A 22,859-nucleotide genomic window follows, 5' to 3' on the forward strand; every position below is an offset into this window, starting at 1 on the left:
GTGAACCACCTGATCCCTTCCCGAACTCAGAAGTGAAACCTCTTTGCGCTGATGGTAGTGTGGGGTTACCCATGTGAGAGTAAGTCATCGCCAGCTCATTATTCCGAAAACACCCTGATCTAATCGGTCAGGGTGTTTTTTTATGCATAAAAAAGAAAGCAAAAAGAAGGCTTCCGCAATAAGCTCAAAGATAAAGAGAAACTAGAATCCTGTTTTTATTCCAGCTGCCGTCGGGCATGTTTAAAGGCCGTTCTGAGGCCTTCTTCCAGGGTGGGATGGTAGAACGGTTTATCCAATATCTCATCCAGGGTTAAGCCTCCGGAGATCATCCAGCATAATAGATGTGCCATATGTTCGGCAGATGCCGAGAGTGATCTAATTTAGGTGCAGTGTATAAACTAAATGATACATATTAAATTTATGCAAAATTTTCAAATGGTTATAGTTATTCAGCCGAACAATTAATTATTTAATCTTTACTATGAAAGTATCTATAAAAATCCTACAGATACTTTTAATTTAATGTCTTATATCACTTCGCTACATCCTGTACACCCTTTGTTTCAAAATGCAGTTTTGGATTTTATTGATAGAAAAGTCCTTGTATAACTAATAAGTGAGCTAAATATTGAATAACATAAAGGAAAAAATCATGACAAATGAAAATAAATTAGACGACTTAAAAAACAAAGCATCTGATTTAAGTGAAAACCTAAAGCTCAAAGCTAAAGAAGTACAATTTCAAGGTGAAAAAACAGTTGATGATTTAAAACATAAAGCTTCTGAAATTAAGCTTGAAAGTGAAAAGGCGCTTCATAATTTACACAAGGAAACTGAGGCTAAATATACTGAAGCTAAAGTGTCATTTAATCAAAAAATGGATGATGTAAAAACTGAATCTTCAGAGACAGAAAATAAGGTGCACGATAAATTAGAGCACTTAAAAACGGAAGTCAGCCATAAATTTGAGGAAGCAAAATTAAAAGCGACTGAATTTAAGCATGAAGCCTCAGTTAAATTTGATGAACTAAAAGCGCAGGCAGGTACTAAATTGGATGAGTTAAAGAAAACAGCAACAGACAAACTTAACAAATTTAAAAAAGATGACCAAGGTTAATTCAGTTAAGTTTTAACTAACTATTCCAGCTAAATTAAAGAGCATTTAGCTGGAATGATCAGAGGTAAGAATAAGGATTTCCTACAAAATAAAAAAGTTATTGGGTTATTTTATCTTTAATTTCCTGATCGGTATTGAGCCATTCAATTTTCTTTACACGGTCGTTCACAATGGTGATGGTATACATCATATTTTCTATCTCGTATTTGTAGTCCATTGCTAAATTAAGATTTTTACCTTCTTTGAATTCACGTGTAATCATTGAATTTGGAGATAACGTTAGTCGATTTTGCATATCCGTAAAAGTATCGCCTAAACTGATTAATTGTCCTTCCGGGGTACGTATAGAAGAAGTTTCATTTGCAGCGTGGGCAAATGACATAGCAGTCAATAAAATGCATGCAAGTAATTGTTTTAGCAAAATATGATCCCCAAATAAAAATATTGTTATGATAAAAATAATAATGTGCATCCAATATAAAGAACAAAATAAAGATATGTCTGCATAATAATTGTTACGAAAAATAATCGTTATTTAGATAGGTAAACCAAAAAGTAAATTTTTTGAACTATTTCGAATGTATCTGCTTTAGCTCATGCTAGTGGATGATTTAATAAAAGTATATTTATAGATGGTTCAGTAATAATGCAATATCATCTTTAAAATAAAGAGTTAAGCTCTAAAACCTACTGATTAGGTCGGATTTTTAGCAACATTCATAAAGCAAGCTAGAACTTTACTTAACCTTCGCCTCATTTAAAGCTAAACTATGATATTCAGCTGTATGTTCGTACTTGGAGTAAACTTATGTCGTGGCTTTCTTCGCTTAAATCTGTTTTTTCACCCTCGCAGGAGGTGAAGGAGGAAGAAATCCAGAATGTGCTACAAGGCTATATATTGCCAAATTCAAACAATGCACTGAAAGACCGAATTACCCAAGTCAATGTCGAAGGGCGAGTATTACAAATAACCATTAATACTTATCCTGAGGAAGCGGATCATTTGCAAAAAATCCATGATGATTTGGCTGATGCCTTAGAAAAATGTGGTATCCAAGAACTCAATATGCATGTGATTCAGCAAAAACATGCACAAGGTGAAAGCTGTTCTAATCATGATCATGGAAAAGAAGGACATAGCTGTTCAAGCAAACCTCAGGGTGAAAATGCAACTCCTCAAGCCCAAAAACTTCCGCCTGTAGTGGATGCTTCAGGCAAAATAGCTCAAGCTGAAACAAAAAATGAGGAAGATCCAAACAATCCACCGATTCAAAAACCGGCACCGCAACAAAGGGATGTACCTAAGCATCCACGTATTAAAAATGTGATCTTAGTTTCATCGGGTAAAGGTGGTGTGGGTAAATCGACGACCACTGTAAACCTTGCATTGGCATTGCAAAAATTAGGTTTAAAAGTCGGTGTGTTAGATGCTGATATCTATGGTCCAAGTATTCCAACCATGTTGGGTAATGCAGGGCGTACCCCAATGATTGAAGCGGAAAATTTTGTTCCAATCGATGCGTATGGTATGGCGGTTCTATCGATTGGGCATTTAACGGGGGATAACAATACCCCTGTGGCTTGGCGTGGTCCGAAAGCAACCGGTGCATTGATGCAGTTGTTTAACCAAACTTTATGGCCAGATCTAGATGTTCTGATGATTGATATGCCACCAGGGACAGGGGATATTCAATTGACACTTGCGCAGCGAATTCCAGTAACTGGTGCTGTGATTGTGACTACGCCGCAAAATGTGGCACTTTTAGATGCAACAAAAGGAATTGAACTGTTTAATAAAGTTCAGATTCCTGTCATGGGTGTCGTGGAAAATATGTCGACACATATTTGTTCGAATTGTGGTTATGAGGAGCAGATTTTTGGTACAGGTGGTGGCGACAAGTTATCTGAACAATACAATATTCCGTTACTGGGCCGTTTGCCTTTAAATGTTCAAATTCGCGAAAATGCCGATGCAGGCAAACCTTCTGTACTTGTAGGGGATGATGCGGCTGAAAGCTATATGTCGATTGCTCAAAAAATTGCAGATCAATTACCGAAAGTAGAGAAACCGCAAAATAGAATTTTCTAATTGCTGATTAAATAGTCATATTTAAAAAGCCCTGCTTCAGTGGGGCTTTTTTATTGAGTAGGATTGTGTTTTTTGAAGTACAAAGTAATAGGATAAAGCTGTTCAAAAGCAGGATTCAATAATGCTTAATAAAAATATCAAAACTGCGTTGTGGAAGAGTATTAATCGCAGAGCAAAAACAAGTTGGCTCCGTCAGGAAAAATTTCATAAAGCAAACTTTATAGGCAAAGGCAGTTGCAATAATGCGTCTAGTGACATTCTTATATTTAAAGGTTTGATGATTATTTGATATTATTTCATATAACGACGACGCTTATAATGTTGAATAATATTCCAGCGCCAAAACAGCCGCGTAATGACAAATAATATCACGGCAAAAATTAAAGCTTCCAACAATAAACCGGATAATAGAATTTTCGCCAGACTCAAATCGATATGTCCATTCCCAAAGTGAGTAATCCAGTGACTGATCTGATGCAGAACACCCAATATCATATCTTGATCAATCATATTCACTTGAAACACCTTCGCACCCAACCAAAAGCCAATATATAAAATGGGAACAAGCGTGAAGGGGTTTGTCAGCCACGCGAGACATAAACTCACCGGTAAATTGACTTCAAAGAGTAACACCGTCAAAACAATTAAAATACTGTGAAAAGGCAAAGGCAACATGCCCCAAAACGTACCAATAAAAATGGCTTTTGAAATAGACTTTCTGTTCACATACCACAGCAAAGGATTTAAGGTGCGTTGACCAAAAATCTTCATCAGTTTCGTCTCTGCGACTTTATGAGGAGAGGGAAGCCATGATTGAAAGAATTGTTTTGCCATAAAAGTAGGGTGCTTAAGGAATGATACATTGTGCCTGAATTGATCACTGAGTGACAGTTCAAGCATGAGCGAATGTGATGATGAGTGTTTAAAAATATGATTTTTGAAATTTTTTATAACAAATGACTATCAAGTTATATGTTATTTAATTTATTAAATAATTGAAATTTATATATTTATTTGGTTGTTCTGAAGGCTTTAGAAAAGATGTAAAATTCCGTATTTGCTAAGTACAATAAACTGATTTACTCTTCGCGCACTCTATAGAGAGGTCGCATATGATTTCATGGCTGTTCATCGGTTTAGTGGTCACTATTTTATTGACACCGGGCCCAACAAATACATTGCTTGCATCTTCTGGTATACAGGTAGGTGTGCGCAAATCATTACGACTTATCCCCGCAGAATCAATTGGTTATTTAATTTCAATTACTGTTTGGGGAATCATTATTGGTACAGTTTCAAGTCGATTTCCTATTCTCCCGATATTTCTGAAGTTATTAAGCGCGCTGTATATTATTTTTCTCGCGATTAAACTTTGGAAAACGGCAGATATCGAAGCCAGCTATAATCTGCCGACCATTCGTGCACGTGAATTGTTTTGTGCAACCTTATTAAACCCTAAAGCATTACTCTTTGCTTCTGCTATCTTTCCAAGTTCAGCGTGGTTAACACTGAATAATTATTTAGTTCATATTGGCATGTTTCTCATTTTAATTGTGCCAATTGCTTTGTTTTGGACTTTTATTGGTTCTATCTTGGCCTCGAATAAAGTACGTTGGCTGAATCAATCTAACTTACAAAAAACCGCTTCTTTAGTTTTGGTCAGTTTCTCTATTCCTCTGGGTTATTCTGCTCTTTTAAGTCTTTAAGATGAGGCGATGAAAATACGCATTTTGTAAAAAATGACATCATCGCCTCATCATCATTTCCATTGCAGCCAATTTCAGTTAAAGTACAGCGCAATAATTGATTTAACTATTTTTGGGTATAGAAATAATGGCAATTAAGTCTGATCGTTGGATTCGTGAAATGAGCGAAAATCACGGCATGATTGAACCGTATGCAGAAAACCAAGTGCGTTATGATGAAACAGGTGAAAAACTCATTTCATATGGCGTTTCAAGCTATGGTTATGATGTTCGTTGTGCGCGTGAATTTAAAGTATTTACCAATGTCCATTCAGTAATTGTCGATCCCAAAAACTTTGATGATAAAAGCTTTATCGATATTGAATCGGATGTATGTATTATTCCGCCAAATTCATTTGCCTTAGCACGTACAGTAGAATATTTCCGTATTCCACGTAATGTATTGACCGTATGTTTAGGTAAATCTACCTATGCACGTTGCGGTATTATTGTGAATGTGACTCCGCTTGAGCCTGAGTGGGAAGGTCACGTGACTTTGGAATTTTCAAATACAACCAACTTGCCTGCTCGTATTTATGCGGGTGAAGGTGTAGCTCAAATGTTGTTCTTTGAATCAGATGAAGTATGTGAAACATCATATAAAGACCGTGGTGGTAAATACCAAGGTCAGACTGGCGTGACACTACCGAAAGCATAAATGCTATAAATAATTGAATAAGCGGATCATTGTGGTCCGCTTATTTTTTGTGGGATTCATTCATCGGAAACTGGGTTCATTCGCCCAGTTTTTTTTGCAATTGGGTAAATATTCAGCATAATAAAAAGTTGTACAAACTTGGTAAGAACATTGTTGTAATGACAAATAAATAAAAGAGATATACCAAGCTTAGGATGAACTAAAAAATAATGATGCGGAGCATCTGATAAAAAGGAAGGTCGTGATGACTCAAAGTTGGAATAATGCAAGATTTAAAAAATCTTGTTTGGCGAGTTTAATCGCAGTTTTACTTAGCCCGTCAGTTTATGCACTTGAATCTTTATCAGATGACCATCTTGCTGAAACAACAGGTGAGGGGATTGGTTTAAGCCTTGAAAATTTCAAAATGGTTTTTCAAGGAGCGAACGACCGTTCAACAGCGTTAAATGATATTTCAAGAAGTATTTATGATACTTCGACAGGGTCGAGTTATGCGCGAGGCGTAGCGAATCCTTGGCAGCTTGATACAGGTCTTATTCGCATTATTCCCACGGGTGAAAACTACCAACAACTATATGATACAGCGTTCGAAAAAAATTATTCTGTAGCCTACAATAGTACCTATCAAAATACAGTCACTACAAATGCAACAACGTATACAACGATTCAAAATAGCGTAAATAACGATCCAGTTTTATATACTTCTAAATATAATGAATTTTATTCAAGCAAATATACAATTTATGAAAAAGCAGAAATAGATAGATATTGGGACAGAAGTAAACCTTTTAATGAGTATCAAGCTTACTATAACTCTATTATTTGGCGTGGTGCTGCAGAAGCTGAACGTCGAACAATAGAAAAGATCAAAGCTGAAAAACCCGTTATTACTGATGCAACAGCTAAAGTTGTCACAGATACTAGAACATGGATCACTGCCGAGGCAATTAGGCAAGCTCAGTTGTCTCAGAAAGATCCAATTGCTGAAGGGATTAAAGCTGGAAATGCTTCGGCTGTTTCATTAACAGCGGCACAAATCAGTAATAAAAGAACCAAAGCAGATGTGTTTATTTATGGTTTAGCTTTATCCAAGAGTGATGGTTCATTAAATACGCGTTACAGTAATCAGGGTTTTAATTGGGGTTCGACGGTTAACCCATGGCTATTCCGCGCAGGTACGGAAAAAGTAAGACAATTCAGTGCTACAGAAAAAGACCTTGGATATATTGCTCTGGAGGCACCATTGGCTACTGTGGCAGCCAATGAAGCAGACAATAATATTAAACTGGGTTTCTGGACGGATATTTTTGCACGCAGTTTTAGCTCATCTAATTCTGTCGATCCAATTACAGGAGCACCTAATGTACCAGGTGATCTTTTGGTATCAGAGCGTTTAAGACTGCAATTTGTTGCTAATGGTTTAAGTCTCAATGGCTCTCAATTCCGCCTGTTTCAAACCTTCACTTCTCCGACGAAGGATTATAGTCAAACTTTGGGTTTAGCTAGTGTTATTCGAATCAATACCAATGATACGCCCGAAAATTTAACCACTGCTTCTACGAATCTAGACAGCAAGGGAATTCGTATCAGTACCGCAGCCAAGAATGATCAATCGGATGGCACTGCCTCAACACCAGCGCTGAATTCGTCTGCCGCACCGACCTTCCACGAATTGGAAGGTATGTATATTTATAGCCCAAATATTAACTTGGTCTTGGGCACCATGGATCAGCCATTTATTGTTGCCTCAGATGGTAATAACATTATTTTGGAAGTGACGCGTATTCCAAACGTGCCTGAAATTTATAATAAAATTTATCAAAACTATGGCAGTGGATTAGGCACAATGGCCTTAAAAGGCTCAACCTGTAATGTATATCAATGTGGTGAGGCGATTAAAAACGTATCTACTGATGCTTCTGCACTTTATCAAGGACGTACAGCAACCCACAGCAGTATAGCCATTGGCAGTACAGAACGTATTCCGGGCACCAATCTGTTGCGTGCCAAGCAAGACAATAACTCAACCGGGATTATGTTTAAAAATGCCAATGGGGATATTAAAAATTATGGATCTGCCGTCATTGATGGTGTTCTGATTCAACACCTTAAAATTAAAACAACAGGTTTGTAAGGGAGTACAGCAATGCTAAAGCAAATGACACTTTTTGCACTGTTAAGTGCGGCACTTACAGCCCATGCGGGTCTTGAAGCTATGAGTCCACAAGAGCTTAAAGATACAGTGGGTCAAGGGGGCGCTGACTTGAGTTGGACTTTATCGTTAAACCATCTTTATGCCACAGATATGACGAAAAATTCGATTTCGATACTCGATGCTAATGGTAAGCCAACCTCAGTTTTTTATTCACTCGATCCAACGGTATGTGGCACAGAAAAGCAACTTTGTCGTTTAGCTATTGCACCGAATAATCATGTAGATGCTTTGGGTAATAAAAGATGGCTAGTTTTCAAAGGCATTCAAGGCACCTTGCAAATTGATCAATTTTCTATTGATGCTGTAACAGTTGGCAACAGTCGTAACGAAGCACAAACCGCGATGCAAGTGACTTTTTATGACAATAAACCGTTAAAAATACGTAACTTGGGTTTTAGTACGGTCGGTGTTGAAACCGGTACAGGCACAGGGGCCAATGAAGGCTATGCCAATACATCTACCTATAGCACCTATACAGCCAAGACCATTCAAGATGATGGCACTATTACTGATATTGTGACGAATGTTCCAACATTTGATAGAAATACAGAGAAAGGCTTCCTGGGACTGAATATGCATGGCAACTTACATATGTCGGGTAATTTAAAAATATTTAGCTATAACTGTACTGGCGGTGTAAACATCCGTTGCTAGAGGCTTCAGTACATAATAAGGGTATGAATATGATAAAAACGACAATGAAGTTAAATGTGCTGACGGTATGTATATGTCTTGCACAGCAAGGATATGCATTAGAGCAAATTGACGAGCAAGAACTGAGCAGTGTGACGGGGCAAGATGGCATCGTGATCACGCATGAAGTGTCGCGTGTCAAAATTGAGCAAGCAAATTGGTATGATCCAAATCCAGCAGCAAATGTGCAAATGGGTTTAGGATTACATAACGTGCAGATTGATGGTGCGAATAATAAGCCTATTGTCAGCCAGATTGAATTTGACGTGGGTGGAACATCTAGTGGTGCAGGGATTCGTCTTGCCGCAAGTGTAGCCCCATTTACAGCAACAGCAGATTTAGTACTGGTTAAAAATACCTGTAGTACCAATCCATGTCAGCAAGCAGCGAATAGTTTACGTACCCCGGGGGTTAAATCTAATCAAAGTTTAGGTATGCTTGGGATCAGCACTTCTACGCCACTGAATTTCGTTTTGCAAACGACCGGTGGTTTGTTTAATAAATATGCAAAAGCGAGTATCGATTTTCAATTAAAAAATGCCACCATTAGTCACAAATTAGGCCTTAATAGCCTTATTTTGAATGATTTTAATTTTAATTTTTCCGGTGACGGTTATATGTATATCGACCAAGACGAAGGGCTTGTATTAAGTACATATAATGAAAATCAAAATCACTATGTTGATCTAAAACGCGTTACCGATACGACAGATATTGCCATTGGGCGTACTGATGCGACGAATCCAGGTGTAAATATCGATTTACGTTATAATACTCCGAGCAATGAACGTAAAAATATTATGCGCTTAGGTGCTTCCGGTGCAGTAACGAATGCCAAATTGGCTGTGAATGGTAACCAAACAAAGGTCGCTAATTTTGAAGTCAATAACAAGGTCAATGGCGTATTAACGAAAGAGACTAAAACAGCATCAGGCTATAATGGTGCGGGCAATGACCCTGGACTTGTTGGCTCCGGTGGTTTGCATTTAAGTTTAGCGGCGGATTTCACCAATGCATCTGATACTAATCTTCCTGCGACGATGTCAGCAACAACGCTTGAAATTGGGCATACGGGTAAAGGCAGTCATGCTATTGAATTTTCAAATTTAAGACAGCTTACCACTCGGGCCGCAGATGGCACCTTACATAAGAAAAATGCATATATCGACTTTGGTGACATTTATATTAATACGGTAACAACGAAAACCCTTGATTTCATTATTAATGAAAATATTCAAAAAACGCTTGTTGTTACCAGTCCAATACTGAAACAAACTTTAACCACCGCAGCTAATCCTAAAGATGTTGTTTTAATTGCTATTCGTGGTATGGATTTCCAATCCATTGCAGCAAAAGCGCGCATTATTTCAGACAATTCGTTGCAAAAACTGAATGGTAATGGGGGGACGTGGGGGATTGGTATTCCCATTTATAACTTGAATGCCAATGTCGCATTGTCTGCTGGTACCTATGGGACAGCCAACAAGAGCGGAATTGCTTACAATGTTATGGCATCTACAGAGGGCTATGGCATAGATTCAAAAACAGGTTTACCAAGTACCACGTCTATTATATTAATTGATGGTCAAAATGGGGTTCATAGTGAACCTGTTAATTATTATGCTGGTTTTCGAAATATAGATGCTTTTTTTCAATCTGACGGCGTTATTGGTTATGAAAATGAAGGGATTTATATTCGTGCCGACAAGTTGTTAATTGCTGCAAAAGCGGAACTTGCGATTGGCCAATTACCTGGTTCAAAATATAACTGTGCATCAGGTACTTACGCTAAATGTGGCACCTATGTGCCACATGATAATTTTTCGAAGCGTGACGATGTAATCACTAATATCGCTTTTAAGCTTGATGGCAGTGGAGAGTTGTTAATTATTCCAGGCATAGACCCAACAACTGAGAATCCGGATAGTAATTTCTTAGCCTTCGATGCAAAATTTAAATTTAGACCATTAAGCACAGCTGAGGTCGCTGACATCGCAAACTTAGGTAGTTATTTTAGTCTTACCAATGAAGATATTGATGTAGATGGTAAATTAAAGACTTCAGGGATTCATTTTAACCGTATTGAAGGAGATCTTGCGATGAAAGCGAAAGTTCGTGTGAGTGCAGATACCGTAACCTTTGATAATCAAGTTAAATTAAATGCTGGCAATAATATCGCAACACCATTTAGAACCAATTTTGCCATGTCGACCAATGGCAATATGCAGAATATCGCATCAATCGCACTGACGGGTGGCATGATTCGTAGCACTTTGGGCATTACACCACGTTAAAATCAGGAAGATATAACAATGAAAAAGAAATTATTAAGTGGTTTAATTTTTGCTGCATTGAATCTAAGCCATTATAGTCATGCAATGATTGTTTTAGATGACAGCGAATTGTCGAAAGTTGATGGGCAGGCGTTATTAAATTTAGAAAATAGTTCAGATGCTTCTCAAGGCTTAAATTTCCATAAGTTAAGTATTGCAGCATTGATGGAACTTAACGTCAATATTAAATCTCTGCAGCTAGGCTGTGGTGGCACTAACAACAGTATTAAAGTAGGCTGTGATATTGATATTTCCAACATCTCCTTAAGTGGGTTGAATACTGGTACCGATGCAAATGGTAGCCCTACATTTAGTGGTGATGGCCGTGCTGCTACGAGTGCCTCAATCACCAACCCTTTTATTGAATTTGCAATCAAAGGAAATACTGCTGCGACACGTGAAGTTGCCGGCTTCCGTCTAGGTGCACAAAATATTATGGGTCTCCTGACCTTAGGGACTGAAAACGGACAAAATCCAAGTGATGGTATTCAAAGCTTTACCGGCTATATGAAGATGGCGCAAACGGCAGGCGAATCAAAAACCAAAGCCACCAAGTTTGGGTTGGCCGAAAATGAAAAAATTTCAGGTAATTTAAAGGCACTAGGGCAAACACGTGAATTTACCAGTAAGCCCATTACCAATGGTCAGCAGACAGAAGGTCATACCGGTATTACCGTTCCATCAATGCGCGTAGAGTTTGTCATGCCAGAAACCATTGTGACCGGTTCGCGTATGAAATCGGCAACGGTATCGGGTATTCGTTCAAGTATTGCGAGTATTCCTTTGGCAGCACCGACTGCTGCGATGCCTGCAAATGTCATTGGTAACCCGAACTTTACCAATGACCAGCTTTTTGTAACCTTTGATCCCTTGATTAGTCTTTTGGGCCTGAATGTAGGTGAGCATTCTTTCTTCAAAATGGATACAGGCTCTTCACTTGATAACTTGAACATGGACATTACTTTTGTTCAGGCACTGAGCATGATTCATAATATTCCATTGAACGGTACCGGTGGATATTTGTCTTTACAGAATCAGAACGTGAAATGGCAGGGTACAGATGCAGCCGATATAGCGCGCCCAGGTTGGTGGATGTCATTTAAAGACCCCATTCAATTGGGCTATTTGCAAACACAAGATGAAGTTGATATTTCTTACGTACTGCCGCAAGTTGCTACAGCAATTTCAGACTTTTTATTAAGACCTGAAAACTTGATCAATGTGAGTTTGACTGAGGCTTTGGGAACAATTGCCGATGTTCCTGTAGTTAAAAAATTGAACATTAATGTGGGTGGTTTTACCAGCTATGACACTGGTCGACCTGCAAGCTTAACATTGCAGGATAAGATATTGAAAAACCAGACAGTTCCTACAAACTGCTTTGGTGGGCATAAATTCTGTTAATTTCTTTGTCTCATAAAAAATCCCGCCTAAGCGGGATTTTTTATATCAAATCAAAATTATTTTGCGAATTTCGCAAGTAACTCTTCTTTCGAAATATTCACAGATTCTGCATCAGTACGACCTTTATATTCAAAGGTGCCTGCATCCAAACCTTTCTCACCAATCACAATACGGTGTGGTATACCCGTTAACTCAAGATCAGAGAATTTAACCCCTGGACGTTCATTACGGTCATCTAAAATCACGTCATAACCCGCAGCTTGAAGTTCAGCATATAGCTCTTCTGCCGCAGCTAAAGCACGTGGTGATTTATGCGCGTTCATTGGCACAATCGCAACATCAAAAGGTGCAATGGCAGCAGGCCAGATAATACCTTTATCATCGAAGTTTTGTTCAATGGCAGAAGCAACCACACGTGTCACCCCAATACCGTAACAACCCATCGTTACAACCTGCGGTTTACCATCTTCACCAAGTACTTTACAGTCTAAAGCTTCGGAGTATTTTTTACCGAGTTGGAAGATATGACCGACTTCAATACCACGTTTAATAAGGATAGTACCTTTGCCATCAGGTGATGGATCGCCTTCAACCACATTACGCAAGTCATAAACTTCTGTGAATTTTGCATCACGTTCCCAGTTTACGCCAGTTGCGTGTTTATCGGCTTCGTTAGCACCCGCAACAAAATCAGACAATACAGAGGCTGCACGATCCACAATCACGGTTAAGCCTTTCTCAACTAAACCTTGAGGACCGATGAAACCTGTAGTTAAACCGAGTGCAGAAATTTGTTCTTCAGTGGCAAAAGTTAAAGGCACAGCAATAGCAGCATGTTTTTCCGCTTTAATTTCATTGAGTTCATGGTCGCCGCGAAGGAATAATGCAACGACTGGAACATGGCCATTTTCGTCTGCGATACCTTGAACCAATAAGGCTTTAACTGAATCTTTGGTTTCTGTTTTAAGGAATGCAGAGACATCAGCAATAGTTTTTTGATTTGGCGTATCCACCAAAGTTAATTCTTTAGTCGGTGCAGCACGTTCGCCAACAAGTACAGCTTCAGCCATTTCAACATTGGCTGCATAGTCAGATTCAGTCGAGAAGGCGATATCATCTTCACCGCTTGATGCCAATACGTGGAATTCATGTGAACCTGAACCACCAATTGAGCCAGTATCCGCCTGAACTGGACGGAAATCCAAACCTAAACGGGTAAAGATACGGCAATAGGTGTCGTACATCACGTCATAGGTTTCTTGTAATGATGCTTGATCTATATGGAAAGAATAAGCATCTTTCATGATGAATTCACGTGAACGCATTACACCAAAACGTGGACGAATTTCGTCACGGAATTTGGTTTGAATTTGGTAGAAATTGATCGGAAGTTGTTTGTAACTTTTCAATTCGTTACGCGCAAGATCGGTAATTACTTCTTCGTGGGTAGGCCCAAGCACAAAATCATTGTTATGACGATCTTTGAAACGTAGCAGTTCAGGACCATATTGCACAAAGCGACCTGATTCTTCCCATAAACTTGAAGGTTGAGTCACCGGCATGAACACTTCAAGTGAGCCCGCACGGTTCATTTCTTCACGTACAATCGCTTCAACTTTATTTAGCACACGTACGCCCATCGGCAACCAAGTGTATAAACCCGAAGCCAATTTACGAATCATACCCGCACGTAACATGAGCTGATGTGAAATAACTTCAGCATCGTTTGGGGTTTCTCTTAACGTAGCAAATAAAAAGCGACTCGCGCGCATGGAAGCTGTCCTAAAAATTAAGCCTTGAAAGCCAAGATTATACAATAAAAAATGAGGTGAACATTTCTGAATGTCACCTCATTGTGATGTCATAAATTATGACATGATTTTTCGTATTTGGCGCGTCATAAAATTCTTAAAGTCATCCAGGTAGGTAAAGATCACCGGCACGACCACTAAGGTCAATAGCGTAGAAGTAATTACACCGCCAATCACGGCATGCGCCATAGGCGCACTTTGTTCACCGCCTTCACCTAAACCTAATGCCAGGGGAATCATCCCCATCACCATGGCACTGGTGGTCATTAAAATAGGACGTAAACGGGTTTTACCTGCAGCAATAATTGCATCGTAACGATCTTCACCACGATCCATGGCTTTCTTGATGAAGTCGATGAGCAGGATGGCATTTTTAGTAACCAATCCCATCAGCATGATGATGCCAATAATGGAGAATAGATTCATGGTTGAATTAAACAGGAACAAGGCCAAAAAGACCCCAATCAGTGAGAGGGGGAGGGATGCCATAATTGCAGCAGGGTGAATAAAGCTATTGAACTGTGATCCAAGCACAATATAGATAAATACAATGGAGAGGGTAATCGCAGTCATGGCATAACCTGCAGATTCAGCCATATCTTTATTTGCGCCTTGGGTGACGAAACTATAACCCGGTGGCAAATCAAAGTTATCTTGAATCTTTTTAAGATCTTGGCCAATATCACCCGCAGGACGACCTGCCGTATTGGCTTTAACCAATACCTCACGTGCCAAATCGCGACGATTAATTTGTGATGCACCCATACTTTCTTTAAAGGATGCGACACTTGCCAGTGGGACTAAAATAGGCTGACCGGAAGCATCGGTTTTTTGTGAGCTTAAATAAAGATTTTCGATGTCACTCGGCAAGCTGCGTTTATTTTCGGTCAGGCGAAGATTGACATCATATGTTTCACCTTTTTCATCTTGCCAAGTCGTCACATCATCACCCGCAAGCAATGGGCGAACTACATTGGCAATTTGATTGACTGAAAGACCCAAATCACTCGCAAGCAAGCGGTTAATATGAACGGCTAAGGTCGGCTTCGGTTCTTTAAGTGAGCTTTCCAGATCGACAATACCATTCACTTTAGAGATTTCTGCAAGAAAGCGATCCGAGATTTTTTGTAGCTCATCCAGTTCAGGGCCTTTAATGGAAATAAGAACCGGCTTTTGCCCACCAGAGACCGTTTCATCGGCAGAGGCAACTGAAGTAATGGTAATACCCGCTACGCTTTGCAAGCGTTGACGAAACTCGTTATTGAGCTGTGTCAGGGTTTTATTACGCTCTAAACGAGGGGTTACGCTAACCCGGATACTGACATGGTTTTTACCCCGGTCAGTCACGCCGTTAATAATACTGTAAGTAGTAAGTACATTAGGGTGTTGGCGAATAATATGCTCAACTTGCAATAACTTGGCTTGTGAATATTCCAAAGAGGCATCTACCGGTGTTTCAAACTTAATCCGAATTTCACTTTTATCAGGAACCGGAACAAATTCTGTACCCACCAGTTTGGATAGTCCTAATGCGCCAAAAAGTGATGCGACTGCAATCATGAGGGTAAGAATGCGGAAACGTAGCGCCAGTTTTAACAGTTTTTCGTAGTAGTGACTTAAATTGTCGAGTTTGTTGGAGATCCAGTTAAAAAAGCGTTTGATTTTTCCCGGTTGCTTATTTGGATCATGCTTTTCAGCCCAGTGTGCAGAAAGCATCGGATCGAGGGTGAAGCTGACAAACATCGAAATCAGCACTGCAGCACTGACCGTTACCCCAAACTGATAGAAAAATTTACCAATAATTCCGCCCATAAAAGCAACGGGCAAGAACACCGCCACAATCGTCAACGTTGTGGCTAAAACCGCAAGCCCAATTTCTTTCGTGCCATCCAGTGCTGCGGTAACATGGTCTTTGCCCATATCGGCATGGCGAACAATATTTTCCCGAACCACAATGGCATCATCAATCAAAAGACCAATACTCAAAGAGAGCGCTAATAGCGTCATCATATTGATTGAGAAACCAAAGGCCCAAATAAAGGTGAGTGTTCCGAGTAAGGCAATGGGAAGGGTTAAGCCGGTAATTATAGTAGAGCGTAATGAACCTAAAAAAAGCAACACAATCAGAACGGCTAAAACAGCCCCTTCAATAATCGTACGTGCAACATCTTTAATGCTGCCGCGAATACTTTTAGAGCTATCCACCACGACTTTGGCAACGGTGCCCTGAGGTAATTGTTTTTCAATTTTCTCCATGGCTTTATAAGTTGCATCCACCACTTCAATGACATTGGAATCAGAGCTGCGCAAGATATCAATGGCGACGGCTGTTTTACCATTTAAATAGGCGCTTGATTCTAAGTCCGCTTGACTGTCTTCAATTTTCGCCACTTGTTTTAAGAAAATCGGTGCACCATTTTTATTGGCAATAATTAAATCACCAAATGCTTGTGGATGAAGCACCTTGGATTTGATTTCAACCACCAGCTCTGATGTCGGCTGTTTCAAAGTTCCGCCTGGAACTTCAATATTTTCACCTTTTAAGGTGTTGATGACCTGGTCTATCCCAATGCCGAAGCTTTGTAGTTTTTGCGGTTCGACTTCAATACGGATTTGACGTTGTGCATCACCGAGTAAATTGACCGCACCCACGCCAGTCACGGTTTGCAATTGCGGGACAATGCGTTGATCTAAATAGGAACTTAAGTCGCGTAACGGCATGGTATCCGATTCAAAAACAATCGACATCACCGCATTGGCTGTTGGGTCATAACGCTCCACCACAGGATCCTGAATTTCATCACGAAATCCGGCAGTGACAGTAGAAATTTTATCGCGAATATCCTGTGCTGCGACAGTGGACGAAACATCCAGATTAAACTCGACAATAATGGTCGACAGCCCTTCACTTGACTGTGAAATCACCTGTTTTAAGCCTGAAATGGTGTTGATTCTTTCTTCCAGTTTCTTGGTCACTTCAGATTCAATCATTTCAGGAGATGCACCAGGATAGCTGGTATAGACCACCACAAATGGAAAATCGACATCCGGAAATTCTTCAACGCTCATCCGTTGCCAAGACGCGAACCCCAACACCAGTAAACACAACATCATCATGATGGTGAAAACAGGATACTTAACACTAATTCGGGTAAACCACATAACAGCAATCCTGTGCTTATTTTTATTTTTGAGTGATTATGACTTCTTGATGAAGGTCTTGGTCATTGAATTTAATACGGCTGATTTGGTCACCGGGTTGCAGTCCTTGAACCACGGCTAGATTGTCGCGATAGCGCTGTTCTAAAATGACTAGATTTACTTTTTCGATTTTTTTCTGGCGGATTACCCATACATAGGGCTTATCTTTCAAATTCTGGATCACATCCAGTGGAATCAACTGGCCGTTAATTTGGGTAGAGGACAGAATACTGCCTTCGACAAAAGAGCCAATACTGAGTGAGTTGATGGTTTCATTTGGCTTGGCAAAGAATTCAATTTGACGACTTGCAGGATCGGCAACAGGGGAGATCCGGGTCAATACCGCCGTCAATTGGGCAGGGTTCCCTTGAATGGTATATTCAATTTTTTGACCGACTTTTAATGCTGCCTGCATGTCACTTGGTAATTTGGCTTGTATTTCGAGTTGATTCGGATCCACTATTTCAAATAGGGTTTGGCCAGCCGCTACAGTTTGCCCAGATTCAACCTCACGTTTGGTGATGACACCCGATATCGGACTCAAGATGGTTCCATCACGATCGGCTTTTTGAGCAATATTGACATTGGCCTGTTGTGCACGCACGTTTTCAAGTTGCGCTTGATAATCCACCGCTGCCTGTTCATATTCGACTTTGGAAATAAAACCTTGATCCAGTAAGCGTTTTTTTCGCTGCATCATGTTTTTTGCAAGGGTGGCTTGTGCCTGAGTCGCACTAAGATTGGCTTGAGCTTGTGCAAGACGTGCAGCATTATCCTGATTATTTAAGCGAACCAAGACCTGACCTTTGGAAACGGCTTGTCCCACTTGTGCATTGACAGCCGTTGCAGTTGCAGTGACTTGAGCCTGTATGCTGCTTTGATTCACTGCACGAAGTGTGCCGGTAAATGCTGTTTTAGCAACAGAAAAACCATCCTTGACTAAAACTAAATCTTGTTGAATCAGTTCAGTTTTATTTGTAGTCTGAACTGGCTGTTCTGTCTCATTTTTTTGACAAGCACACAGCAGCAGGCTCAAACAGAGGGTGCTATAGGTTAAATATTTCTTGTTGTGGCTTAATTTGGTTCTTTTTATAATACGCTGTCCAAATAGCATGCAGGCAAATCCTTTTTATTTATCGTGGCATAAATTAAGCCGTGTTATAACAAATGCAATTTATTCAATAGCTTTTAAACGAGCGATGATTCTGTCGTATTCTAGCTGTGTATTTCGATAGTGCATTTGTAACGACTGAATACTTTCTTTTTTTGCTTCAATATTTTTTTGGTTGTTATCGAGGCTATTCTTTAAAGTTGTTGGAAGGCTTTCGGCTTTACGTAAATGTTCAATTTGCTGACGTTTAAAGTAGATCCGATCATTTTGCAGCTGTTTAAGCTGGTCTTGTTGAAAGGCAATTTGTTTTTTAACGTGCCTCAATGCATCATCGCGCTTGGTTGCCGCAACCTGACTGTTGGTATATGCCGTTTTAAGTTTTAAGTCCGCTGCATTTTGTCTTGCTTGTGCGGCACGTAGCGGTGCTTTTTTTATATCTGCTTCGGTGTTGTAGGCACGGTTACGTTGAATCACTTGCATGTTCTGGTCTAAGGCTTCATAACCATGACGAATGTGATTTGGCGTTACATTGCTACTAATATTAGCGACGCCTTTACTATCATAGTAACGATACCATGTCGCTTTAGCTGGAGTCTCGGCAAAAATAGCGATCGATTGAAAAAACATCAAAACTAGAAACATGAATTTTCTAGTCATTTTTTTTTGCGCAATGAAAGCAAGTTTTTGTTTAAACTGACTTTGCATTGTAACCCCCAATTTAAAGTTGACTAAATTACTTATTTTTAAGTAATAAAAATGCTATATTAGACTCAAAATCATGAATAAAAAACCTCTCTTAGTCAAAAAAAAATCATTGGTCGACAGAAAGTGTGAAGCTGTTGTTGAAAACCTTGGAAAATGAGTCTTTGGGCAGAAAATGCGCATTGAAAACGCAAGTAAAGATATGTTAAAAATGTTTGTAACTTGTAATCAAACTTTCTACTCAAATTGTTTGTACATTCTAAAAATGGGAAGGGTCATTAAATGGACGATAAATTCCAAAATCTAAAAGTGATGGTGATTGATGATTCAAAAACCATTCGTCGTACAGCAGAGACATTACTCCAGCGTGAAGGTTGTGAAGTGGTAACCGCAGTAGATGGTTTTGAAGCATTGGCAAAAATTGCTGAAGCAAATCCAGATATCGTGTTTGTCGATATTATGATGCCGCGTCTGGATGGTTATCAAACTTGTGCCTTAATCAAAAACTCTCAAAATTATCAAAATATCCCGGTCATTATGCTGTCAAGTAAAGATGGTCTATTTGATCAGGCCAAAGGTCGTGTTGTCGGTTCAGATGAATATTTAACTAAACCTTTTAGTAAAGATGAATTGTTAAACGCAATCCGTAATCACGTAACAGCATAAGTTTATTTTTTGGGGAAAAGAAAGCATGTCACGTATCCTTATTGTTGATGATTCACCAACAGAAACATTTCGTTTTAAAGAGATTTTAACTAAACACGGCTTTGATGTTATTGAAGCAGCGAATGGAGCTGATGGTGTCACAATGGCACAAGCAGAGTTGCCGGATCTTGTGTTAATGGATGTGGTGATGCCTGGGGTAAATGGTTTCCAAGCAACACGTCAAATTGCGCGTGGCGCTACGACAAAACACATTCCGATTGTGATTGTCAGCACCAAAGATCAAGCAACTGACCGAGTTTGGGGGAAACGTCAAGGGGCAAGTGATTATTTAACAAAACCTGTAGACGAAAAACAATTAATTGATGTGATTAAACAACACCTCAATGCAGGATAAGCTCTATGGCAGCTAATGGATTTATCGAATTACTTCGGCTTGCTAAACGTGGTAACAAAAACTACGTTTCAACTGAAAATGAAGTAAACCGATGGTCAGGCATTGCTTTTGAGATGATGGGGCAATACTTTGTTGCCCCCTTAGGTGAAGTATCTGAAGTGATTTATCCACCTAAATATACGCCGGTTCCGAATACTCAATCATGGGTGATGGGGCTGGCTAATATTCGGGGGCGGTTACTTTCAGTGGCTGATTTGGCTCAATATGTTTCCGGGCATCGAAGTCAGTTTTCACCCACTCAAAAAGTACTGTGTATTAGTCATAATGACCATTATGTCGGTTTGGTTGTAGATCAAGTTTTGGGGATTCAACACTTTAATAAGAAAAGTTTCTTTTCTAAACACAGTGAATTAGACAGCAATTTACAAGAATATTGTCAGGGATATTTTTATCAACATAATCAACACTGGCATGTTTTCTTATTTAGTCGTTTATTGCAAAACCCAAAATACATGAATGCATCTATAAAATTTATAAACTAATAGTCGCGCGCTGAAGAATGATGGCGAAAGTCGGGGAGAGGCTGGATGGGCTTTAAACTTAAAAAGAAAAATACAAGTGAAGGCAGCAACCGTAAGGTTGGTAATGCTTTATTGGCAAAGATTCAATCACAAACTGATCAATTATCACGTGTATTTGGTGACAGTGAGAAGTCCAAACCCTTAATTTTGGGCGCAGCATTCTGTCTGGTCGTCGCACTATTCCTATTGCTGTACTTATTCTATAGCGTGCCGCGTAACAATGAATTAACCCGTAGTGTGGGTGATTTACGTCTTTTATCACAGACGATTTCTCGTCAGGCAACCGAAGCAACAGCTTCAGGGACTAAAGAGTCGATTGAGAAGTTAATCCAATCTCAAAAAGGTTTTGCGGAAAATCTTGAAACAGTGAAGGATATTCATCCGCAGACTCTAGCGTTGGGTGAAGTTGAAAAGCAATGGAAAATGGTATCAGAAGGGATTGATTTAATTTCTTCTCAACAAAAAATGATTAACCAGCTTTATGATACCAATATTGCCATTGGTGAAACGATTCCTGGGATTCAGGCTGAATATAATTTGATGGTTGACCAAATGGCACGTCAAGACATGCCGAGTAACCAGGTAGTTATTGCGAAAAACCAGGTATTCATTGCAGAACGTATTCTTCGTTCGATCAGTTCGGTACTCACAGGTAACGACAACTCGCGTGAATCTGCGGATGACTTTAGTGCCGATACTGAAACCTTCGGTTCTTACCTCAATGCACAGTTAAATGGTAGTGAAGAACTGGGTGTAGAACGTATTAATGATCCAGCATTGCGTGAATCACTGGAAGGGATTAAGAGCGAATACGATGATGTACTAAAAACAGCTTCTGCAACGATTCTTAAAAACTCAACGCAAATTGTAAAAGTACGTCAAGCCTCATCTTCAATTTTTGCCCAATCAGATGAATTGTTGGCCAACCTGAATAAGTTATCTGTCGGTTCAAGTTTGTCGATTGCTATTCCTGCACTATTTTTAATCTTGTGTTTAGTTGGCTTTTTGATCTGTGTATTTAAATTGCTTACATTACGTGGTCAGTCAGATAAACAGCGTGTGGCTAACCTGCAAGAAGAATATGACCGTAACCAAAACGCGATTTTACGTTTACTGGATGAGATTGCTGACTTGGCAGACGGTGACTTACGCTCATACGCAACGGTATCGGAAGACTTTACTGGTGCGATTGCCGATTCGATTAACTTCGCGATTGACCAATTACGTGACCTGGTATCGCGTATTACTGAAACATCTCAAGAAGTTGCACAATATACTGCGAATACACAGGGCATTACCAACCAGCTAGCGGAAGCATCTGAACATCAGGCGCAAGAAATTGCCGGTGCATCTGCCGCGATTAACGAAATGGCCATGTCGATTGACCAGGTATCTTCAAATGCAACAGAATCTGCGGTCGTTGCGGAGCGTTCAGTACAAATTGCTGCCAATGGTGCGGATGTCGTAAACCGTTCAATTGAAGGTATGGATACGATTCGTGAACAGATTCAGGAAACCTCGAAACGTATTAAACGTCTGGGTGAATCTTCGCAAGAGATTGGTAACATCGTTGCCTTGATTAACGATATTGCCGACCAAACCAACATCTTGGCATTAAACGCTGCAATTCAGGCGTCGATGGCAGGTGAAGCAGGTCGTGGTTTCGCCGTGGTAGCCGATGAAGTACAGCGTCTTGCGGAACGTTCAGCATCTGCAACCAAACAGATTGAAGGCTTGGTAAAAACCATTCAGACGGATACCAACGAAGCCGTAATCTCGATGGAACAAACCACTTCCGAGGTTGTACGTGGCGCGAACTTGTCTAAAGATGCCGGTGTGGCACTGGATGAAATTCAAACCGTATCCAGCAACTTGGCAAAATTGATTGCCAACATTTCGGATGCTGCAAAACTACAGTCTGCTTCTGCAGGTCATATTGCAACCACGATGAATGTTGTACAGGAAATTACCTCACAAACCACTACAGCAACGTTTGATACCGCACGTTCAGTATCTGAATTGGCAAATATGGCCGAATCGTTACGTGAATCTGTAACTGACTTTAAATTACCTGATTAAGGTAATACGAAAGCTTTGGGGTGATGTGCCTTACTTTCGGGTAAGGTGCATCAATAAATC

General features: G+C 39.8%; 18 protein-coding genes, 1 rRNA gene and 1 pseudogene. 13 read left to right on the forward strand and 7 right to left on the reverse strand.

Going from position 1 to position 22,859, the window contains the following annotated elements; translation table 11 throughout:
- Positions 1-96, forward strand: a 5S ribosomal RNA gene (gene rrf, locus HLH14_RS06285); the annotation flags it as partial.
- 119 nt (positions 97-215) lie between these two features.
- Here rrf and HLH14_RS06290 read toward each other — a convergent pair.
- Positions 216-362 (reverse strand): annotated as a pseudogene (locus HLH14_RS06290) (dihydrolipoyl dehydrogenase); the annotation flags it as partial.
- A gap of 290 nt (positions 363-652) precedes the next feature.
- On the opposite strand from HLH14_RS06290, the gene HLH14_RS06295 reads away from it, so the two are divergent.
- The gene (locus HLH14_RS06295) at positions 653-1,117 is read left to right on the forward strand and encodes a hypothetical protein (protein ID WP_067723798.1); all 465 of its coding nucleotides are present in this window, start codon (positions 653-655) and stop codon (positions 1,115-1,117) included.
- A 97-nt stretch (positions 1,118-1,214) separates the two neighbouring features.
- On the opposite strand, the gene HLH14_RS06300 is transcribed toward HLH14_RS06295, so the two are convergent.
- Positions 1,215-1,499 carry a hypothetical protein gene (locus tag HLH14_RS06300; protein WP_131271618.1) on the reverse strand — a complete coding sequence of 95 codons (285 nt, stop codon included), beginning with the start codon at positions 1,497-1,499 and terminating at the stop codon, positions 1,215-1,217.
- 426 nt (positions 1,500-1,925) lie between these two features.
- Here HLH14_RS06300 and apbC point away from each other — a divergent pair, with 426 nt between their 5' ends.
- On the forward strand, positions 1,926-3,206 hold the full coding sequence (gene apbC / locus HLH14_RS06305) for an iron-sulfur cluster carrier protein ApbC (protein ID WP_067723800.1): 1,281 nt from the start codon (positions 1,926-1,928) through the stop codon (positions 3,204-3,206).
- 291 nt (positions 3,207-3,497) lie between these two features.
- Here apbC and HLH14_RS06310 read toward each other — a convergent pair whose 3' ends face one another.
- Positions 3,498-4,040, reverse strand: a complete 543-nt coding sequence (locus HLH14_RS06310) for a DUF2062 domain-containing protein (RefSeq protein WP_067723801.1) — start codon at positions 4,038-4,040, stop codon at positions 3,498-3,500.
- 278 nt (positions 4,041-4,318) lie between these two features.
- Here HLH14_RS06310 and HLH14_RS06315 point away from each other — a divergent pair, with 278 nt between their 5' ends.
- From HLH14_RS06315 to HLH14_RS06340, 6 genes are all read left to right on the forward strand, one after another.
- The gene (locus tag HLH14_RS06315) at positions 4,319-4,912 is read left to right on the forward strand and encodes a LysE family translocator (RefSeq protein WP_067723802.1); all 594 of its coding nucleotides are present in this window, start codon (positions 4,319-4,321) and stop codon (positions 4,910-4,912) included.
- Between the two features lie 127 nt (positions 4,913-5,039).
- Complete coding sequence (gene dcd, locus HLH14_RS06320; RefSeq protein ID WP_067723803.1) at positions 5,040-5,609, forward strand: dCTP deaminase; 570 nt, start codon at positions 5,040-5,042, stop codon at positions 5,607-5,609.
- A 244-nt stretch (positions 5,610-5,853) separates the two neighbouring features.
- Complete coding sequence (locus HLH14_RS06325; RefSeq protein ID WP_067723804.1) at positions 5,854-7,743, forward strand: hypothetical protein; 1,890 nt, start codon at positions 5,854-5,856, stop codon at positions 7,741-7,743.
- A gap of 12 nt (positions 7,744-7,755) precedes the next feature.
- Positions 7,756-8,478, forward strand: a complete 723-nt coding sequence (locus HLH14_RS06330; protein ID WP_067723805.1) for a hypothetical protein — start codon at positions 7,756-7,758, stop codon at positions 8,476-8,478.
- A 29-nt stretch (positions 8,479-8,507) separates the two neighbouring features.
- Positions 8,508-10,811, forward strand: coding sequence for a DUF6160 family protein (locus tag HLH14_RS06335; protein WP_067723806.1), 2,304 nt, complete (start codon positions 8,508-8,510; stop codon positions 10,809-10,811).
- Between the two features lie 18 nt (positions 10,812-10,829).
- Positions 10,830-12,254, forward strand: coding sequence for a hypothetical protein (locus HLH14_RS06340; protein WP_067723807.1), 1,425 nt, complete (start codon positions 10,830-10,832; stop codon positions 12,252-12,254).
- Between the two features lie 56 nt (positions 12,255-12,310).
- Here the strand turns inward: HLH14_RS06340 and HLH14_RS06345 are convergent, their stop codons facing one another.
- The 4 genes from HLH14_RS06345 to HLH14_RS06360 form a co-directional block, all read right to left on the reverse strand.
- Complete coding sequence (locus HLH14_RS06345; protein WP_067723808.1) at positions 12,311-14,026, reverse strand: proline--tRNA ligase; 1,716 nt, start codon at positions 14,024-14,026, stop codon at positions 12,311-12,313.
- A 96-nt stretch (positions 14,027-14,122) separates the two neighbouring features.
- Complete coding sequence (locus tag HLH14_RS06350; RefSeq protein WP_171532780.1) at positions 14,123-17,227, reverse strand: efflux RND transporter permease subunit; 3,105 nt, start codon at positions 17,225-17,227, stop codon at positions 14,123-14,125.
- Between the two features lie 22 nt (positions 17,228-17,249).
- Entirely contained in the window at positions 17,250-18,380 is a 1,131-nt protein-coding gene (locus HLH14_RS06355; RefSeq protein ID WP_067723810.1) for an efflux RND transporter periplasmic adaptor subunit, read from the reverse strand.
- A gap of 60 nt (positions 18,381-18,440) precedes the next feature.
- The gene (locus HLH14_RS06360) at positions 18,441-19,082 is read right to left on the reverse strand and encodes a hypothetical protein (RefSeq protein ID WP_067723811.1); all 642 of its coding nucleotides are present in this window, start codon (positions 19,080-19,082) and stop codon (positions 18,441-18,443) included.
- Positions 19,083-19,361: 279 nt separating this feature from the next.
- Here HLH14_RS06360 and pilG point away from each other — a divergent pair, with 279 nt between their 5' ends.
- From pilG to HLH14_RS06380, 4 genes are read left to right on the forward strand one after another with little or no spacing between them, the layout of a single operon-like run.
- Positions 19,362-19,745: a twitching motility response regulator PilG gene (pilG, locus tag HLH14_RS06365; protein ID WP_067723812.1), complete on the forward strand. Its 384-nt coding sequence runs from the start codon at positions 19,362-19,364 to the stop codon at positions 19,743-19,745.
- A gap of 25 nt (positions 19,746-19,770) precedes the next feature.
- Positions 19,771-20,139 (forward strand): response regulator, encoded by a 369-nt coding sequence (locus tag HLH14_RS06370; protein ID WP_067723813.1) that lies wholly within the window; start codon positions 19,771-19,773, stop codon positions 20,137-20,139.
- A 5-nt stretch (positions 20,140-20,144) separates the two neighbouring features.
- Positions 20,145-20,681, forward strand: a complete 537-nt coding sequence (locus HLH14_RS06375; RefSeq protein WP_067723814.1) for a chemotaxis protein CheW — start codon at positions 20,145-20,147, stop codon at positions 20,679-20,681.
- Positions 20,682-20,726: 45 nt separating this feature from the next.
- A complete protein-coding gene (locus tag HLH14_RS06380) occupies positions 20,727-22,799 on the forward strand; it encodes a methyl-accepting chemotaxis protein (protein ID WP_171532781.1) in 2,073 nt (690 codons plus the stop codon).
- Positions 22,800-22,859: the final 60 nt, after the last annotated feature.

The sequence above is a fragment of the Acinetobacter terrae genome, from assembly GCF_013004375.1.
Lineage (GTDB): Bacteria > Pseudomonadota > Gammaproteobacteria > Pseudomonadales > Moraxellaceae > Acinetobacter > Acinetobacter terrae.

Bases quoted from the DNA above. Each gene is read 5' to 3' on its own strand.
- HLH14_RS06295 (WP_067723798.1), top strand. From the start codon at position 653: ATGACAAATGAAAATAAATTAGACGACTTAAAAAACAAAGCATCTGAT.
- HLH14_RS06300 (WP_131271618.1), bottom strand. From the start codon at position 1,499: ATGTCATTTGCCCACGCTGCAAATGAAACTTCTTCTATACGTACCCCG.
- apbC (WP_067723800.1), top strand. From the start codon at position 1,926: ATGTCGTGGCTTTCTTCGCTTAAATCTGTTTTTTCACCCTCGCAGGAG.
- HLH14_RS06310 (WP_067723801.1), bottom strand. From the start codon at position 4,040: ATGGCAAAACAATTCTTTCAATCATGGCTTCCCTCTCCTCATAAAGTC.
- HLH14_RS06315 (WP_067723802.1), top strand. From the start codon at position 4,319: ATGATTTCATGGCTGTTCATCGGTTTAGTGGTCACTATTTTATTGACA.
- dcd (WP_067723803.1), top strand. From the start codon at position 5,040: ATGGCAATTAAGTCTGATCGTTGGATTCGTGAAATGAGCGAAAATCAC.
- HLH14_RS06325 (WP_067723804.1), top strand. From the start codon at position 5,854: ATGACTCAAAGTTGGAATAATGCAAGATTTAAAAAATCTTGTTTGGCG.
- HLH14_RS06330 (WP_067723805.1), top strand. From the start codon at position 7,756: ATGCTAAAGCAAATGACACTTTTTGCACTGTTAAGTGCGGCACTTACA.
- HLH14_RS06335 (WP_067723806.1), top strand. From the start codon at position 8,508: ATGATAAAAACGACAATGAAGTTAAATGTGCTGACGGTATGTATATGT.
- HLH14_RS06340 (WP_067723807.1), top strand. From the start codon at position 10,830: ATGAAAAAGAAATTATTAAGTGGTTTAATTTTTGCTGCATTGAATCTA.
- HLH14_RS06345 (WP_067723808.1), bottom strand. From the start codon at position 14,026: ATGCGCGCGAGTCGCTTTTTATTTGCTACGTTAAGAGAAACCCCAAAC.
- HLH14_RS06350 (WP_171532780.1), bottom strand. From the start codon at position 17,227: ATGTGGTTTACCCGAATTAGTGTTAAGTATCCTGTTTTCACCATCATG.
- HLH14_RS06355 (WP_067723810.1), bottom strand. From the start codon at position 18,380: ATGCTATTTGGACAGCGTATTATAAAAAGAACCAAATTAAGCCACAAC.
- HLH14_RS06360 (WP_067723811.1), bottom strand. From the start codon at position 19,082: ATGCAAAGTCAGTTTAAACAAAAACTTGCTTTCATTGCGCAAAAAAAA.
- pilG (WP_067723812.1), top strand. From the start codon at position 19,362: ATGGACGATAAATTCCAAAATCTAAAAGTGATGGTGATTGATGATTCA.
- HLH14_RS06370 (WP_067723813.1), top strand. From the start codon at position 19,771: ATGTCACGTATCCTTATTGTTGATGATTCACCAACAGAAACATTTCGT.
- HLH14_RS06375 (WP_067723814.1), top strand. From the start codon at position 20,145: ATGGCAGCTAATGGATTTATCGAATTACTTCGGCTTGCTAAACGTGGT.
- HLH14_RS06380 (WP_171532781.1), top strand. From the start codon at position 20,727: ATGGGCTTTAAACTTAAAAAGAAAAATACAAGTGAAGGCAGCAACCGT.